Raw genomic sequence first — 14,875 nt, 5'->3', positions numbered from 1 at the left:
CCGGCAAGGGGCTGGAGGAGGCGGCGCTCGCGCGCCTTGCCGGCTGCACAGAAATGGAGCTGGGATGCCTGCTTGCCGAGCTCGAGCAGAACCGCGTCTTCTCGCGAGACCGGCATGGCCGCATCTACTCCCGGCGCATGATCGCGGATGCGCGTAAGGCGCGCGTGGTGCGCCGCAACGGCCTCAAGGGCGGCAACCCAAGCCTTTCGAAAGAAAGGGCGTTTTCGCGCTTGGATAAGCGGCGGGTTAAGTCAGGGGATAAGGGGGAGGATAAGCCCCAGAGTCCAGAATCCAAGAATCCAGAATCCAACAATCCAATAGCCGAAAACGCCCTGGCGTTTTCTTCCCGGGCTGCCGCTCCGCGGCAAAAGAACGAGAAATTATTTTCGGGCCGTTCAGCCGGACAGAACTGGCATCGCCGCAAGACACATGTCGATGCCGCCAACGCCATCATCGAGGAGATCAATGACCGCAGCCGAATTGCAGCAGGCGGCGAAAGCGCTGGCCGCGATGTTCAGTTGCTTCCCGCAATCCGCGCTCGCTGATCCCGAGATGCAGCTGCGCGGCTATCTCGCAGCCGTGCAGGATGCCGAGCTTGCCGATGTGCAAGCCGCGATCCAGCGCTTCATCCGCGGCGAGGCGAAGGTCGACAACGCCCAGTTCTGCCCGTCCAGCGCCCAGCTTTCGATCGAGGTGCGGGAACGGCGGCTGATGCGGGAGCTGTTGGCGAAGCGGGCGCTCATTTCTTCGCCGCCGCGAAGTGGGGGGTCCGAAGGACGGGCGAGACCCGTGGTTCGCCCCGGCTAGTCGCGCGGCGCAGCCGCGACGGAGGGGGAGCCGACAATGATCGATATGCCGGCGGGACAGCGCCCCCCTCTGTCCTGCCGGACATCTCCCCCACAAGGGGGGAGATCAGACTTCGCCACCGCTTTCGCCAACCTCCACCCTCGCAGGTCTGAGCGGGGGCGCCCAAGCTGCCAATCTCCCCCCAAGTGGGGGAGATGCCCGGCAGGGCAGAGGGGGGCGCGAAGGAACGCAGCCTCTCCCGTTGGCCACTCACACCACCCACCACAAAGGACACCGCCCATGCCCCGCAAAGCCGCCAAGAAACCGCAACCGCCGAAACTCCCCAAGGGCGAGGCCGAGCAGGTGCACATCCGCCGCGAGATCGGCCATGATTTCGCGCTGAAGGCCGACGCCTTCGGCCGCCAGCGCCTCACCCCCGGCACGGCCGAGGCGCGCCGCGTCTACCAGGTGTCGAACGGCGGCTACACCTCGACCGGAGGCATCGTGCGCCTGCGCAATGTCGATCCGCTCACCGGCATCACATCGCTCACCCGCCAGCAACGCGAGGCGGGCCAGCGTTTTCGCGACGATTTCGAGCGCTCCGCCCGCGAGGGCCTGCAGCCGCAATCCTGGAGCGAGCGCGTCGACGGCGGCCGCCTCGGCGGCGGCGTGCCCGACCGCGTGCTCTCAGCCGGCCGCGCCCACGCCCACGCAGCGGCCGCGCTCGCCCACTGGGAGGTGGCGGAGGTGGTGCGCAAGATTTGCCTCGAAGGCCAGTCGGTGAAGGCCATCGCCGAACGCACCGGCGACGGGCGCGACGTGGTGGTCAAGCTGCTGAAGCTCGGGCTGGATTTGTTGGCGGTGCATTACGGGATGATGATGGGGAGGAAGGTAGGGTGAGGGGAAAGCGATGTGCCAAACTTGCGCCGGATCGAAAGCTGCTTATGTGACTATGCAACTGGAGTGACTGAATGCGTTTCATTAGACTTGTTTCCGGTTCAATGATGTTCATGATCGGCGTCGCTGCAGTAATTGCGACCGTGTTTAGCGCCCATCCTGTTCTCAACACCGCAATGTTGATGACACTGCTGTTTGTGCTTAAGGCCGCCTGGGGGCACCTAAAATCGAGCTGGCGATGACCGTTAATCCACTGATCTCCGGATTGAAGATGACCCGGCCAGCCGACCACGACCACCTCGCTTCGCAGTGACCATCCAGTCTAGAAGAGGCGGATGCGATTTACTGGTTCCGTCGGCTTGGCTCGTGGGGCCTGCTGGTTGTCGAGGAAGGCGCCGATCCAGCAACACCCTACCAGCTTATGGTTGCAAAGCCTATGCCACTGGGGCAGACGGGGTGAGAGCCGACGCCGGCGAAAGTTTGAAGTGGCTGAAACTGGCCGCTGAAGCTGGAAGCAGGAGGCGGCTGCGGCTCTCTCCCAATCCCAGCACTGATTAAACCACGTGCCGAAGGACAAATTCGCATTGTTATTCATTCCGACGATTCACTGCGAAGAGCGTATTGAAAGACGACCGCGCAAAAACTTCTGGCCTCGGCGCTGCCCCTCATCCGCCTGCCGGCACCTTCTCCCCGTATAGTGACGGGGAGAAGGGGATGGCCGCGACGCTGGCAGCTATTCCGCGACGTTGGCGGTTGGCGAAAGCGGCGGTGACAGCATCTTTCTCCCCGTCACTATATGGGGAGAAATGCCCGGCAGGGCAATGAGGGGCAGCGCCGATCGATGCGGTTATCTGCGCGCTTTGCGTGACGCCGTTTCAGCCGTGTCTCAAGCGCCTTTCTTCAGCGGCTTCGGGTCGCTGTCAGGTGGTGGTTCCCACCCAAACACGCTCCGTCCCCCCAGCAAATGCGACTGGTCCATCTCGCCCGCCACGATCTCCTTCAGGCTCGGCCCCGTTACATAGCGCTCCATCCGGCGTGACTCTCCATCCAGCCGCCTCAGCGCCTCCAATTCCTCGCCGCGCCCAAGCTTGGCCTTGCTCACCGCCGATTTCAGCACCGAGATCGTCTCGTCATAGACCTTAAGCGGCACGGGGAAGGGGTGGCGGTCCTTGCCGCCGTGGGCGAGCGAGAAGCGCGCCGGGTCGGAAAAGCGGCAGGGCGCGCCGTGCACCACCTCGGAGACCATGGCGAGCGCGCGCACCGTGCGCGGGCCGACGCCGGGCACCAGCAGCAGTTCGGGAAAATCCTTCGGGCCGCTCTCGATCGCGGCGGCAATGTTGCCGTGCAGGCGGCGCATGACAATGTCGCTCTCGCGCACGTCGTGATGCGCCGGCATGACGAGGTTGGGGAGCAGCGGCTGCGCGGCCGGCTCCGGCGCTTCGGCTCGCGGCTCCAGAACGGCAAGCTCGCTCAGGATCTTTTCCGGGCTCATCGTCATCAGAAGCGCGATCTGCCCGTCGCGCGCTTTCTCCGCGCGGTGGTCGGTGAGGTTGACGATCTCGCCTTGGCGTTCGCCCTCGATTGCCGCATGCGGCTGGTCGACGAAGCTTTCCAGCCCCTCCGACAGCCAGTGGTAGCGGCGCGCCTGGCGGGCGTCGCCGTTCATGCCCTGCTGCACCACCACCCAGCGCCCGTCATCGCTGACGATGAAGCCGTGCAGGTAGAGGTCGTAGCCGTCCTGCACGGCGGCGCTGTCCACCTTGGCGACCAGCCGGCTGGCAGTGGCAAGAGCTTGGCCGTCGAGACCGACATGGTCGCCGATCGCCAGCAGCTCGCCCGGCGTCTTGCGCGAATGTGCGCCGCGCCCGCCGCAGACATGGATGCCAAGCTCGCCGGCCATCGGGTTCAAGCCGCGCTTCAGCGCGCCGATGACGGAAGTGGTGATGCCGGAGGAGTGCCAGTCCATGCCCATCACGGCGCCGAAGGACTGGAACCAGAAGGGATGGGCGAGGCGCCGCAAAAGCTCGTCGCGGCCGTAATGATGGCTGATCGCTTCGCACAGAACCGCGCCGAGCTTCGTCATGCGATCGCCCAGCCATTTCGGGACCCGCCCGCCATGCAGCGGCAGGTCGGCGCTGCCGCTTCGCTGCGTCACTTTTGCTTTCCCTTATGAATGCCGGCTTCTAGATGGCATTTTGGCGGGAATTTGCAAGGCGGCGCAGCCGCAGCCGGACATCTCCCCTCGCCGAGAGGAGATGTCCGCTCGCTGGTCGGTCAGCGCCGGCAGATGCGGATCTTTTCGATGATGCGGTGGCCGTGGCGCCAGTGCTTCACGATCTTGATCCGGCAATGATCGCGATAATACCGGTTATGATAGCGCACCACATAACGCTCGCGATAGGGAGTGTAGTAGTCGTCATCGTAGACGTGTCGGTAATAGCGGTGAGGGTAATACCCGCCATAGTAGTCACCATAGTAATCGCCGTAGCTGGGGCCGACGCCGATGCCGAACTGAACGCTACCGGCACTCGCCGGCGCGATCGCAAACGCCGAGGCGATGGCGATCATCGAAGCAAGCAGAAGCTTTTTCATCGCTGCCTCCTTGAGGTCGATGGTTGCCCCTTCGAGGCACAAACGGTTTCGGGACGGGTGGTGTTCCGAGAAAATTAGGCGGGGATCCTAAGGCCCAGCAAGGAGCGAAGCGGCGCCGAAGCTGTCGATCTTCGCCCTTGCGGGGAAGGTCACGCTTTTCTTCGCCCCGCTGTCTTCGATCTTCGGAGTCGCCATATCGCCACCTGCTGTCGCCGTGCAGCGCGTGCGCGCGCGGCGTCGTCGTCTATTGCCACGTCCAGCCAATCCCAACCGCAGGAGCCTGCCATGACCAAGCCCACCATCCTGAAATTCGGCCCCGTCGAGCATGGCGATGGCGGCGATCTGCCGGGCTGGATCGCGGTCGAGGGATCGCCGACCATGCAGACGACCGTCCAGCACACCAGCGAGGACGGCAAGGTGATGTCCGGCACCTGGCGCGCTTCGCCCGGCACCTATCACGCCACCTACACCGACTATGAATTCGTCCACATGATCGCCGGCCGCATCCTCATCACGCCCGATGGCGGCGAGCCGGTCGAGGTCGGCCCCGGCGACGCCTTCGTGGTCGAAGCCGATTTCAAGGGCACCTGGAAGATCCTCGAGCCGGTGACCAAGCATTTTGTGGTTGTGGCGGAGTGAGCAGAAGCTGCTGATCTCCCCCCGTGCGGGGGATGTCTGGCAGGACAGATGGGTGTGAAGGAACGCCGACGCTCGCACGGTCGCAATCCTCGGGCTTGACCCGAGGATCCATGCCGTGACCTTCGGCGTGAAGCGCTACGGTGCAGAATTCTGTTACTGCTGCAACGCTTTAGCGTCACGGCATGGATCCTAGGGTCTGCGCGCGTCGCTTCGCTCCTTGCTCCGCCCTAGGATCACGAACGACAGGGGCGGCGCCCTACCTTCCCACCTTCGAGATCACGCGCCTTTCCACCTCCGGTTCCAGCGATTCCGCGAATGGGGTCGCCAGATGGTGCTGGTCGCGGAAGGCGAGCTGGCCGTCGATGAAGACGTGGCAGGTTGTGGCGTTGCAGAAGCGGTCGGTGAGGTCGACGTAAGTGGCATTGGGCACGCTGGTGACGATCTCGCGCTCGACCGCCGCCATCTGGTCGTTGGCGGCATAGGCGCGGCTCTGGTCGCAGAGCGATGGCGCCTTGTCGCGCCACAGCGCGCGCGACACGCAGGTGTCGATGTTCTCGTCGTTGAACGGCACGTCGCGGATGAAGGCGATCTTCAGCCCGGCCTTGCTCAAGCTGGTTAGTGTCGAGCGCAGGCCGGCCCGCCATACGGCGTCCGGCGTGTCCGGCTCGCCCTTGCCCGCCGCCATCTTGCGCGAGGAGGTCAGCGCCAGTTCGGAGATCACCACCAGCGAAGGCCTGGCCGCGATGATCTCCTTGATCGCCTGTTCGCGCCACTGGTCGCATTCGCGGTAGTCGCGGTTGAGCTTCGTGACAAAGTAGGAAAACCGTGAGGGCCGGCACGAGCTCTTCAGCCAGGTCTCGACGCGGTAGCCGTTCTTCTTTCCTGCCTCGATCAGCGGTGTCGACCAGTGATCGGCGTGCGAATCGCCGAACAGCGCGATCACGCGCTGGCCATTGCCGAACACGCAGGGTTTCGGCGTTACCGTGTCGTAGCCCTCGACGCAGGCCTTGGCGCGCGCGGTGGCCGGCTCGGCCGCACTTGCCGCGATCGCGCGCTGCTCGGGGTCCTCGGCGCGCACGGCAAGCGCTGCGTTGCCGTAGGCGGCTGCGACGCCGGTGCCGGTCAGGAGGAGGGCCGGCACCAGCGCCCGCGCCGCATTGGCCATAAGCCAGCCATTGCGGCGGATTGGATTCTCGATGAAATGGTAGCTCAGCGCAGAGAGCGCCAACGTCAGCCCGAGGCAGGCGAAGCGTTGCGCAAAAGTCAGCTCCTCGACCAGCATGCCGGCGTAGACGATCACCGGCCAGTGCCAGAGATAGAGCGAGTAGGAAACCTTTCCGATCCACTGCAAGGGCGGCAGCGCCAGGGCGGCATTTACGCAATTCGAGGAAAAGAGCCCCGCGGTTTTCCGTTCGAAATTGCGTGCAAGAATGCCGTCCCTGACGCCGGCCGCGCCCGCCAGCAAGAGAAGGACAGTACCGGCCACGGGCACGAGCGCCAGAAAACCGGGGAAGGGAGCCTCCTCGCTGAAGGTGAGGTAAGCGAAGGCAATGAGGACCAGCCCGCACAGGCTGAACGCCGTCCCGAGCCGCGGGCGGTTCTGGAGCAGCCATGCCGGCGCCATCGAAGCCAGCCCGCCGGCGGCGAATTCCCAGGCGCGCAGCGGCGAGAAGTAGAAGGCCCAGGGCTGCGAAATGGGGGTCAGCCAGGCGCAGACCGCGAAGGAGACCAGGCCGGCAATGCCGATCGCAAGCATGATCGTCCGCTTGCCGGGCTTCAGCCAGGCCGCCAGCATCAGCAGCGCCGGCCAGGCGAGGTAAAACTGCTCCTCCACCGACAGCGACCAGTAATGGATAAAGGGGTTGTTGGCGGCATCGCTGGCGAAATAGTCGAACGACCAGCGGATCAGCCACAGATTGATCATGTAGGCGGACGCGAACATCGCGCCCTTGGAATAGAGCGCCTGCTCCTCCGGCGACAGAATCAGCGTGCCGACGGCAAGCGTGGCGGCGATGACGAACAGCGCCACCGGCAGCAGCCGCCGCGCGCGTCGGGCATAAAAACGAAGGAGGTCGAGCCGGCCGGTGAGCGAAATCTCGCTGACCAGATGGCGGGTGATGAGGTAACCGGAGATGACGAAAAAGATGTCCACGCCGGCAAAGCCGCCGGGCAGGGCGGTGAAGCCGAAGTGGAAAGCGACAACGCCCGCCACGGCGAGCGCCCGCAACCCCTCAATATCGGGCCGGAAGTCCGGCGATGGTGCTGACACGAAGGCGAACCTCGCAACGGTCGTTCGTATCCCGCCTTGGGAAAGCCTCGCGCCTATGGGCTCATACCGCAATGCAACAAATCTAACGCAGTGCAACATAAAGGGAGGCGGCAGCAACGCCGGCGGCAGCCGACGCTTCGGCACGCCAGGGTCTGCGCGCCTCGTTTCGCCCAGGATGACGAAGGAGCTCAGCCGCCGGTTTCGCCAGCGTTCGAGAGCATGGAAGGACATTGGCGAACGCTAAAGGCAAATTGTCCGCCTGCAGGTAATCTGGTAGGATCAATGCACCGACGAACGGCTCTGGGACGCCGTGACGTCCGACATCATGCACAAAGACATCAACTCGAACCGGAGAACGGCCATGAAACGGCTTCTGACGGTCGCTGCGCTGTTGGCAGCGGGCAGTTTGATTGCGATGCAGGGCGCAGCTGCCGACGACGCTGCGCTGATCAAAAGCGCCGAGTCCGCCGCACCCGCCGCAGTGGCGAGTGGCGCTGCGGTCTACGCCATGGATAAAAAGGGGAACATGCGCACCCTGCGCGAGGGCAAGACCGGCTTCTGGTGCATGCCGGACAATCCGGCCTCGCCCGGTCCGGATCCGATGTGCGGCGATGCCAACTCGATGGAATGGGCGATGGCCTGGCTGGAAAAGAAGGAACCCCCCAAAGGCAAGGTCGGCTTCATGTATATGCTGTCCGGCGGCACCGACGGCAGCAATACCGATCCTTATGCGACGAAGCCCGAGGCAGGCAACAATTGGATCGAGACGGGGCCGCATGTGATGATCGTCAACGCGATGGACATGATGAAAGGCTATCCGACCGATGCCAAGCCCGACACGTCCAAGCCTTACGTGATGTGGCCGGGCACGCCCTACGCGCATCTCATGATCCCGGTAAAATAGCCGGGCACGAGCCTTCTGGTGCGGCGGCGAGCGCTTCAAATCTCCCCTTGTCCGCAAGGGGAGATTTGCATCAGCCGCTTCATCCTCCCTCCAACTGATCGCGCCTCGCAACCATCCTCCGATCCGCGCGTTGCACGCCGGCGAAAGCCAATCATGGCGGGCAGGGTGGAGACTCACGGTGGCGGATAATCGTCAGAACGGCACGCGCGAGCCGGAACCGGGGCTGGCGGGCCTGCTTGCTGCCTCGCGCAGCCATCCGCGCACGGCGCTGCCGACGGTCGCAACCGTCGTCGCGTCGGTTGCGGCGCTCTATTTCGGGCGCGAAGTGTTTTTGCCGATCGCAGTCGCGCTGCTGTTGACTTTCGCCATCGCGCCGCTCGTGTCGGCGTTGAAACGCGTCGGCATTCCGCGCCTGCCTGCCGTGATTGCCAGCGTTTTGGGCGCCTTTGCCGCGCTTGCGCTGTTCTCCTTCGTGGTGGCCACGCAGGTCAGCGACCTCGCCCAGAACATCCCCGTCTATCAGATCAACATCCTGACAAAGATCCGCGCGCTGAAGGAAAACGGGCTGGGCAACGGCATCATCTCGCGCTTGAGCGGCGTGATCGAGCGCGTCGGCCAGGAATTCGAGCGCCAGGAGCCGCAACTGCCGTCCGCCGCCCAGACGCCGAAGCGCGATCCGATCCCGGTCGAGATCGTCGCGCAGGAAAGGCCGCTCGAAGTGTTGCAAAAGGTCATCGAGCCGCTGCTCAGCCCGCTCGGCTCGGCCGGCCTTGTGGTCGTCGTCGTCATCTTCATGCTGATGGAGCGGGAGGATCTGCGCGACCGCTTCATCCGTCTCGTCGGCTATGGCGATCTCCACCGCACCACCCAGGCGCTGCAAGATGCCGGCAAGCGGGTCGGCCAGTATCTGTTGATGCAGCTGGTGGTGAACGTCATCTACGCCATCCCGATCACCATCGGCCTGTGGGTGCTGGGCATACCCAATGCGCTGCTTTGGGGCATGCTGGCGCTCGCCCTGCGCTTCGTTCCCTATATCGGGCCGATCATCGGCGCGCTGCTGCCGCTGTTCCTGGCGCTGGCGGTGGCGCCCGGCTGGTCGCTGCTTCTGTGGACCGGGGCACTGTTCATCGCCATGGAGCTGATCACCGGCAACGTCATCGAGCCATGGCTCTATGGCTCGCGCACCGGCCTCTCGCCGCTCGCCATCATCGTCGCGGCGATCTTCTGGACCTGGCTCTGGGGGCCGATCGGCCTGGTGCTGTCGACGCCGCTCACCGTCTGCCTCGTCGTCCTCGGCCGCCACGTTCCGCAGTTCGAGTTCCTCGACGTGCTGTTCGGCAACGAGCCGGTGCTCGAGCCTCATGCGCGTCTCTATCAGCGGCTGCTTGCCGCCGATCCGGACGAGGCGACCGACCACGCCGAGGAGATGCTCGAAGAAAAATACCTGTTCGAGTTCTACGACCAGGTGGCGATTCCGGCGCTGCTGCTTGGCGAGCAGGACCGCATGCGCGGCGTCATGGATGACGAACAGCGCAAACAGGTAGCGGCGAGCGCGCTGACGCTCGTCGCCAATCTGGACGCCAGCGCCCAGGAGGAAGCGGAGGAGGCGGAAGCCGAGGAGGAAGAGGACCAGCAGGCAGCCACTGCCTCGGCCGAGGCCTCGCCGGGCAAGGCAGCCTCAGCCAAGATCACCGCGGGCAAGGCTGCTGAAGGCAAGGCGAACGATCGGAAGGCCGGCGACGGCAAGGAGCCTCTATCCGAGGAGGTCGATCTTCCGGATGGCGTGGGCTTCTCCGTGCTTTGCGCCGGCGGGCGGGGCGAGCTCGACGACGCCGCCGCCGCGATGCTGGCGCAGGTGCTGGAGGTGCAGGGCGCCGAAGTGTCGAGAGCGAGTTTCATTGACCTCGAACCTGCCGGGATCCGCCGCCTCGACCTGAGCGGCGTCGATACGGTGGTGATCGGTTTCCTCAACCGCGACTCCACCAAGCACGCGCGCTTCATGGTGCGGCGGCTGAAGCGGCTGAAACCGCGTCTCAGGGTCGGCATCGTGTCCTGGTCGGAAATCGGCAACAGCGACGCCAAGGCCGCGGCCGAACTTGCCGCCGGGCTTAACGCCGATTTCGTCGCCCATGGCATGGTCAGCGCCGTGACGGGCGCCCTGTCGAGCGAGCCGCCGGTGATGCTGAAGCTTGCGCCGCAACGCCGGCCACGCCGCCGGCCGGCCCGCAAGAAGGAGCTGCAGGCGGCTGGATGAGGGAGGCGACTTCCCCCTCAATTGACCGGCCCGAAGGCCCGCGCGAACCGCGCCGCTTTGCGATCCGCGCGGGCAGGCGCCGGCCCCGCCGGCGGCGCCACGCCCCAGCCCTCAGGCTGGCCGGGTGGCTGTCTGGTTCGGCCCTTGTCCGGCCGTTTCTGTTCTGCCTCGCCGATCCGGGCAGAAGCCCGGATCCTTCGGAGCGCGCTAGAAATGCAGGTCCAGTGCAGGCGGATGGCTTGGCCTGGATCGTCTTGAGATCGGAGCCGCGCGCCAGCGCCAGCGCTTCCGCGAAGCCGCCGACCACGGTGGCGATTGTCCGCGTCAGCCCGGCGAGTTCCAGCGCGTCGTCGATAGGCCCGCGATCCAGCCCGCGGCGCGAGATCAATATATGCCGGCCGGCGGCGAAGCGGGCGGCGGTGATCTTGCCGTCGCACAGCGGATGGCCGCTGCGCACCACGCCGACGAAACGGTCGCGGAACAGCGCCTGCGCCCGCACCTCGGGGCCGGTCGAGCCGCCGATAACGCCGGTCTCGAGATCGACACTGCCTTCGCGCATCGGCGCGCTGTCCTTGTCGGGCTTCGGCACGAAGCGCAGCTGCACGCCCGGCGCTTCCTCCGCGACGCGCGCGAGAAGGGAAGGGCCGAAATTTTCCACAAAACCATCGCTGTTGCGCAGCGTGAAACTGCGCGTAAGCCGCTTCAGGTCGAGCCGTTCGGCGGGGCGCAGCACAGCTTCCGCCTCCTTCACCAGCCGGCCGACATCCGTCCCGAGCTCGATGGCGCGCGGCGTCGGCACCAGGCCGCGCCCGGCGCGGACCAAAAGCGGATCGCCGGTCACCTCGCGCAGTCTTGCGAGCGCGCGGCTCATTGCCGACGGGCTGAGCTTCAGCCGCCGCGCGGCTTTCGCGACACTGCCTTCGGCGATGAGCACGTCCAGCGTGACGAGCAGGTTGAGATCGGGTCGCGACATGGTGCGATCTTAGCACGTCCTCGATGCAGTGACATGGCGCTTCATGCACTATTCGAGTGCAAATGCTGCGCGTTCCGCCATATGGGCCAGGCGCCTATTCTCCCGGCAAGTTCCACCCGAGCCGGAGAAGAACCATGGCCGATATCGCAGATCCACGCACCGTTCCCGCAAGCCGCTCGGCAAGCGGCGCGCTGGCCAGCCTGTCGCTGGCGATGCTTTTGTCCTCGCTCAGCACCAGCATCGCCAATGTCGCGCTGCCGACGCTGAGCACCGCCTTCGCTGCATCCTTCCAGGCGGTGCAATGGGTGGTGCTAGGCTATCTGCTTGCCATCACTGCGCTCATCGTCAGCGTCGGACGGCTTGGCGATCTGGTCGGCCGCCGGCTGCTGCTGGTCGCCGGTCTTGGCCTGTTCAGCGCCGCGTCGCTGGCGGCCGCGCTTGCGCCGTCGCTGCCGCTGCTGGTCGCCGCCCGCGCCGCTCAAGGCCTCGGGGCCGCGGTGATGATGGCGCTGACCATTGCCTTGGTTGGCACGACGATGCCGAAAGAGCGCACCGGCAGCGGCATGGGCCTGCTCGGCACCATGTCGGCGATCGGCACGGCGCTGGGGCCGTCGCTTGGCGGCGTGCTGATCGCTTCCCTCGGTTGGCGCGCGATCTTCCTCGTCACTGCAGGGCTGGGCGTCGTGGCGATGATCCTCGCCCGGCGCTTCCTGCCGGGCGATCAAACCGCGACGATCCTCCGCAGTGAGGCGCAGGGCGTTGGCCCGCGCTTCGATATTCTGGGCACGCTGCTGCTTGCCTTGACGCTCGCCGCCTATGCGCTGGCGATGACGGCAGGACGCGGCCATTTCGGCGGCACGAACATCGCGCTGCTCGGCATGGCCGTTCTCGGCGCCGGCCTGTTCCTTTATGCGCAGCGGAGAGTGGCGTCGCCTCTGGTCAAACCAGCGCTGTTCAGCGATCCGGTGCTGGCGCCGAGCCTTGCCATGAATGGGCTGGTCTCCACCGTGATGATGGCGACGCTTGTCGTCGGGCCCTTCTTCCTGTCGCGCGCGCTGGGCCTGGACGAGGCGCAGGTCGGCGCCGTGCTGTCGATCGGCCCGGTCGTCTCGGCGCTGTGCGGCGTGACTGCCGGCCGCTTCGTCGATCGCCTGGGCGCGTCCGCCATGGTCGTTGCCGGGCTGGTGCTGATGACCATCGGCTGCCTCGCACTTGCTCTGCTGCCGGGGCTGTTCGGCGTCGCCGGCTACGCGGCGGCGATCATGCTGCTGACGCCCGGCTATCAGCTCTTCCAGGCGGCGAACAACACCGCCGTCATGGCCAATGTCGATAAGAACGAGCGCGGCGTTGTCTCGGGCATGCTCAGCCTGTCGCGCAATCTCGGCCTGATCACCGGCACGGCGGTGATGGGCGCGGTGTTTGCGTTCACGGTGGGCACTGGCGAGGTCGGCGCCGCGGCACCGGAAGCAGTCGCCGGCGGGATGGCGTTTACGTTCGCAGTGGCGGCGGGTTTGGTCGCCCTGGCGGTGGCAATTGCGGTGGTTGGAGGTTTGCGAAAGCGTCGGTAACATCCAATCTTCCCCCTTGCGGGGGAGATGTCCGGCAGGACAGAGGGGGGGCGTCTCACTTGGATTGCCAACGCCGTCTGATGTCGGGGAGAGCGCTGGCGCTTCACGCGAAGCGCCCCCTCTGTCACCTTCGGCGACAGCTCCCCTCGAAGGGAGAGTACGCATCGCCGCCAATGTAACCCATCGCACATTCCCAATGTCCTTCTTGCCGTATCGGCTTCCGTAAATTAGCCGATTTTGATATTCCGGTGCGGTCTTCTCCCGCCGCATCGACGAGGAGCCAGATGGCAGTGGAAGGGTGCCCGGCCGGATGACCGACGCTCCGCATAAGGGGCTGCTGGACCTGTGCGTGCTCGGCGACTTCCAGGTGGTCCGCGACGGCGCGCTGCTCGACCTGCCTCCGTCGCGCAAGACGAGAGCCTTGCTTGCCTATCTCGCCGTCACCGGCAAGGCGCATCAGCGCGAGCGGCTCTGCGAAATCTTCTGGGACATTCCCGACGATCCGCGCGGCGCCTTGCGCTGGAGCTTGTCCAAGATCCGCCAGGTGCTCGGCGAGGACGAACCCGCTCTGGTCGCCGACCGCAACACTGTCTCGCTGAAACTTGGCACGGACTATGCCCGGCTGCTGCCGCTGGTGAAGGGCGATCTTTCCATGGCTTCGACGGAGGAGCTGGAAGCCGTGGCCGGTTCGATCCGCGGCGATTTCCTCGCCGATCTTTCGCTCGAGCGCTGCTTCGAATACGAGGCCTGGCGCGCGGGCGTCGCCAGCGAGGTCGAGATCGCCGAGCTCGGCATGTTGCGCGAGCTGATCGAGCGCCTGGCCGGCGAGCCGAGGCGTGCGCTGCCGCTTGCCAGGCGCCTGCGCCGGCTGCTGCCGGAGGATATCGGCCTGGCGGAAGAGATCGCGGCGCTGGAAGAGAAGGTGAGGGCGGCAGCCGCCCAGCCGACGGGACGCTCCGCGCAACGCGGCGCCACGGACGTGGCCCAGATGCAATCACCTTCCACTCAGCTTGCCAACCGCCCGACGCCCGCGCAGGATCCCGGCCGCGCCGTCCATTTCTGCCGGGCTCGCGACGGCACAAGGCTTGCTTTTGCCAAGACCGGCAGCGGCCCGCCCATCCTGCGCGCCGCGCATTGGATGTCGCATCTGACCTTCGACTGGGACAGCCCGATCTGGCGGCACTGGATGAGGGAACTGTCACGCCGGAACCAGTTGGTGCGCTACGACGAGCGCTGCAATGGCCTGTCGCAACGCCACGTGGCCGACGTCTCGTTCGACACGATGGTGTCGGATCTCGAATGCGTCGTCGAGGCCGCGGGGCTCGATCGCTTCACGCTTCTTGGTCTGTCGCAGAGCTGCGCGGTTTCGATCGCCTATGCCATACGCCACCCCGAGAAAGTCTCGGGCATGATCCTCTACGGCGGCTACGTCAAAGGCTGGCGGGCGCGCGGCGACCCCGGCGAGATCGCCACGCGCGAGGCCGTATCGACGCTGATGCGCGAGAGCTGGGGCAAGTCGAACCCGATGTTCCGCCAAGCCTTCTGCTCCATGTTCATCCCCGGCGCCACGCACGAACATTTCGCCTGGATGGACGATCTGATGCGGCGCACGGTTTTGCCGGACGACGCCTGGCGCCTGCAGACCGCCTTTTCCGTGATCGATGTCAGCGAGCTGCTCGAAAAAGTGCGGGTGCCGACCCTGGTGCTGCACGCGCGGGAAGACAATGTTGCCCCGGTCGAGTCCGGCCGCACCATGGCGGCAGGCATTCCCGGCGCCAGCTTCCTCGAGCTGGAAAGCCAAAACCACATCCTGCTTGAGGGCGAGCCGGCCTTCGACGAGTTCGTCGCCCACGTCCGGGCCTTCGTCGCCGGTACGGCAGGTTCCTAGGAAATCTCCTACCGCGATCGCGTAATTTAATCTTGGCGTGGGAAGATTATCTTTGGGTGGCGGCGGTGCCCATTCCGCCCCCTTCGGCCGGTGCTTCAGCTACCC

At 65.6% G+C, this 14,875-nt stretch carries 12 protein-coding genes and 1 pseudogene; 9 read left to right on the top strand and 4 right to left on the bottom strand.

The annotated features are described in order from the left end of the window. The 4 genes from EOA79_RS21010 to EOA79_RS32895 all read left to right on the top strand — a co-directional run. On the top strand, positions 1-545 hold a 545-nt coding region (locus EOA79_RS21010), incomplete at its 5' end, for a hypothetical protein (RefSeq protein ID WP_128293242.1). Further along, positions 466-807, top strand: a complete 342-nt coding sequence (locus tag EOA79_RS21005; protein WP_127326152.1) for a hypothetical protein — start codon at positions 466-468, stop codon at positions 805-807. The genes EOA79_RS21010 and EOA79_RS21005, both read left to right, overlap by 80 nt. A 279-nt stretch (positions 808-1,086) precedes the next feature. Next, positions 1,087-1,686: a DUF6456 domain-containing protein gene (locus EOA79_RS20995; RefSeq protein ID WP_128293240.1), complete on the top strand. Its 600-nt coding sequence runs from the start codon at positions 1,087-1,089 to the stop codon at positions 1,684-1,686. A 71-nt stretch (positions 1,687-1,757) separates the two neighbouring features. Next, complete coding sequence (locus EOA79_RS32895; RefSeq protein WP_164748467.1) at positions 1,758-1,925, top strand: hypothetical protein; 168 nt, start codon at positions 1,758-1,760, stop codon at positions 1,923-1,925. A gap of 644 nt (positions 1,926-2,569) precedes the next feature. Here the strand turns inward: EOA79_RS32895 and EOA79_RS20985 are convergent. Further along, positions 2,570-3,838, bottom strand: a complete 1,269-nt coding sequence (locus EOA79_RS20985) for a DUF763 domain-containing protein (RefSeq protein WP_095824564.1) — start codon at positions 3,836-3,838, stop codon at positions 2,570-2,572. A gap of 119 nt (positions 3,839-3,957) precedes the next feature. Then, positions 3,958-4,275 (bottom strand): hypothetical protein, encoded by a 318-nt coding sequence (locus tag EOA79_RS20980; RefSeq protein ID WP_127335787.1) that lies wholly within the window; start codon positions 4,273-4,275, stop codon positions 3,958-3,960. Between the two features lie 285 nt (positions 4,276-4,560). Between EOA79_RS20980 and EOA79_RS20975 the strand changes: the two genes are divergently transcribed. After that, the gene (locus EOA79_RS20975) at positions 4,561-4,914 is read left to right on the top strand and encodes a cupin domain-containing protein (RefSeq protein WP_067322364.1); all 354 of its coding nucleotides are present in this window, start codon (positions 4,561-4,563) and stop codon (positions 4,912-4,914) included. Between the two features lie 256 nt (positions 4,915-5,170). Here the strand turns inward: EOA79_RS20975 and EOA79_RS20970 are convergent, their stop codons facing one another. Continuing rightward, the gene (locus EOA79_RS20970; protein WP_245322360.1) at positions 5,171-7,183 is read right to left on the bottom strand and encodes an acyltransferase family protein; all 2,013 of its coding nucleotides are present in this window, start codon (positions 7,181-7,183) and stop codon (positions 5,171-5,173) included. Between the two features lie 361 nt (positions 7,184-7,544). Between EOA79_RS20970 and EOA79_RS20965 the strand changes: the two genes are divergently transcribed. Further along, positions 7,545-8,087 carry a hypothetical protein gene (locus EOA79_RS20965; protein ID WP_127335920.1) on the top strand — a complete coding sequence of 181 codons (543 nt, stop codon included), beginning with the start codon at positions 7,545-7,547 and terminating at the stop codon, positions 8,085-8,087. A gap of 178 nt (positions 8,088-8,265) precedes the next feature. Continuing rightward, entirely contained in the window at positions 8,266-10,341 is a 2,076-nt protein-coding gene (locus tag EOA79_RS20960) for an AI-2E family transporter (protein WP_095824563.1), read from the top strand. A 256-nt stretch (positions 10,342-10,597) separates the two neighbouring features. Here EOA79_RS20960 and EOA79_RS20955 read toward each other — a convergent pair. Continuing rightward, positions 10,598-11,314 (bottom strand): annotated as a pseudogene (locus EOA79_RS20955) (LysR family transcriptional regulator); the annotation flags it as partial. Positions 11,315-11,448: 134 nt separating this feature from the next. On the opposite strand from EOA79_RS20955, the gene EOA79_RS20950 reads away from it, so the two are divergent. Together EOA79_RS20950 and EOA79_RS33690 are read left to right on the top strand one after the other, a co-directional pair. Next, on the top strand, positions 11,449-12,882 hold the full coding sequence (locus EOA79_RS20950) for an MFS transporter (RefSeq protein ID WP_095824562.1): 1,434 nt from the start codon (positions 11,449-11,451) through the stop codon (positions 12,880-12,882). Between the two features lie 310 nt (positions 12,883-13,192). Continuing rightward, complete coding sequence (locus EOA79_RS33690; RefSeq protein ID WP_245322357.1) at positions 13,193-14,770, top strand: alpha/beta hydrolase; 1,578 nt, start codon at positions 13,193-13,195, stop codon at positions 14,768-14,770. Positions 14,771-14,875: the final 105 nt, after the last annotated feature.

Origin of the sequence: Mesorhizobium sp. M1A.F.Ca.IN.020.03.2.1, assembly GCF_004023205.1 — a bacterium.
In the GTDB taxonomy this organism is placed as follows: domain Bacteria; phylum Pseudomonadota; class Alphaproteobacteria; order Rhizobiales; family Rhizobiaceae; genus Mesorhizobium.
Note: the sequence above shows the minus strand (reverse complement) of the source record. Positions and strands in the feature narration are given on the sequence as shown.

What these genes read in the sequence shown, in the direction of transcription:
- EOA79_RS32895 (WP_164748467.1), top strand. Translation starts at nt 1,758, where the DNA reads ATGCGTTTCATTAGACTTGTTTCCGGTTCAATGATGTTCATGATCGGC.
- EOA79_RS20975 (WP_067322364.1), top strand. Translation starts at nt 4,561, where the DNA reads ATGACCAAGCCCACCATCCTGAAATTCGGCCCCGTCGAGCATGGCGAT.
- EOA79_RS20995 (WP_128293240.1), top strand. Translation starts at nt 1,087, where the DNA reads ATGCCCCGCAAAGCCGCCAAGAAACCGCAACCGCCGAAACTCCCCAAG.
- EOA79_RS20980 (WP_127335787.1), bottom strand. Translation starts at nt 4,275, where the DNA reads ATGAAAAAGCTTCTGCTTGCTTCGATGATCGCCATCGCCTCGGCGTTT.
- EOA79_RS20950 (WP_095824562.1), top strand. Translation starts at nt 11,449, where the DNA reads ATGGCCGATATCGCAGATCCACGCACCGTTCCCGCAAGCCGCTCGGCA.
- EOA79_RS20965 (WP_127335920.1), top strand. Translation starts at nt 7,545, where the DNA reads ATGAAACGGCTTCTGACGGTCGCTGCGCTGTTGGCAGCGGGCAGTTTG.
- EOA79_RS21005 (WP_127326152.1), top strand. Translation starts at nt 466, where the DNA reads ATGACCGCAGCCGAATTGCAGCAGGCGGCGAAAGCGCTGGCCGCGATG.
- EOA79_RS33690 (WP_245322357.1), top strand. Translation starts at nt 13,193, where the DNA reads ATGACCGACGCTCCGCATAAGGGGCTGCTGGACCTGTGCGTGCTCGGC.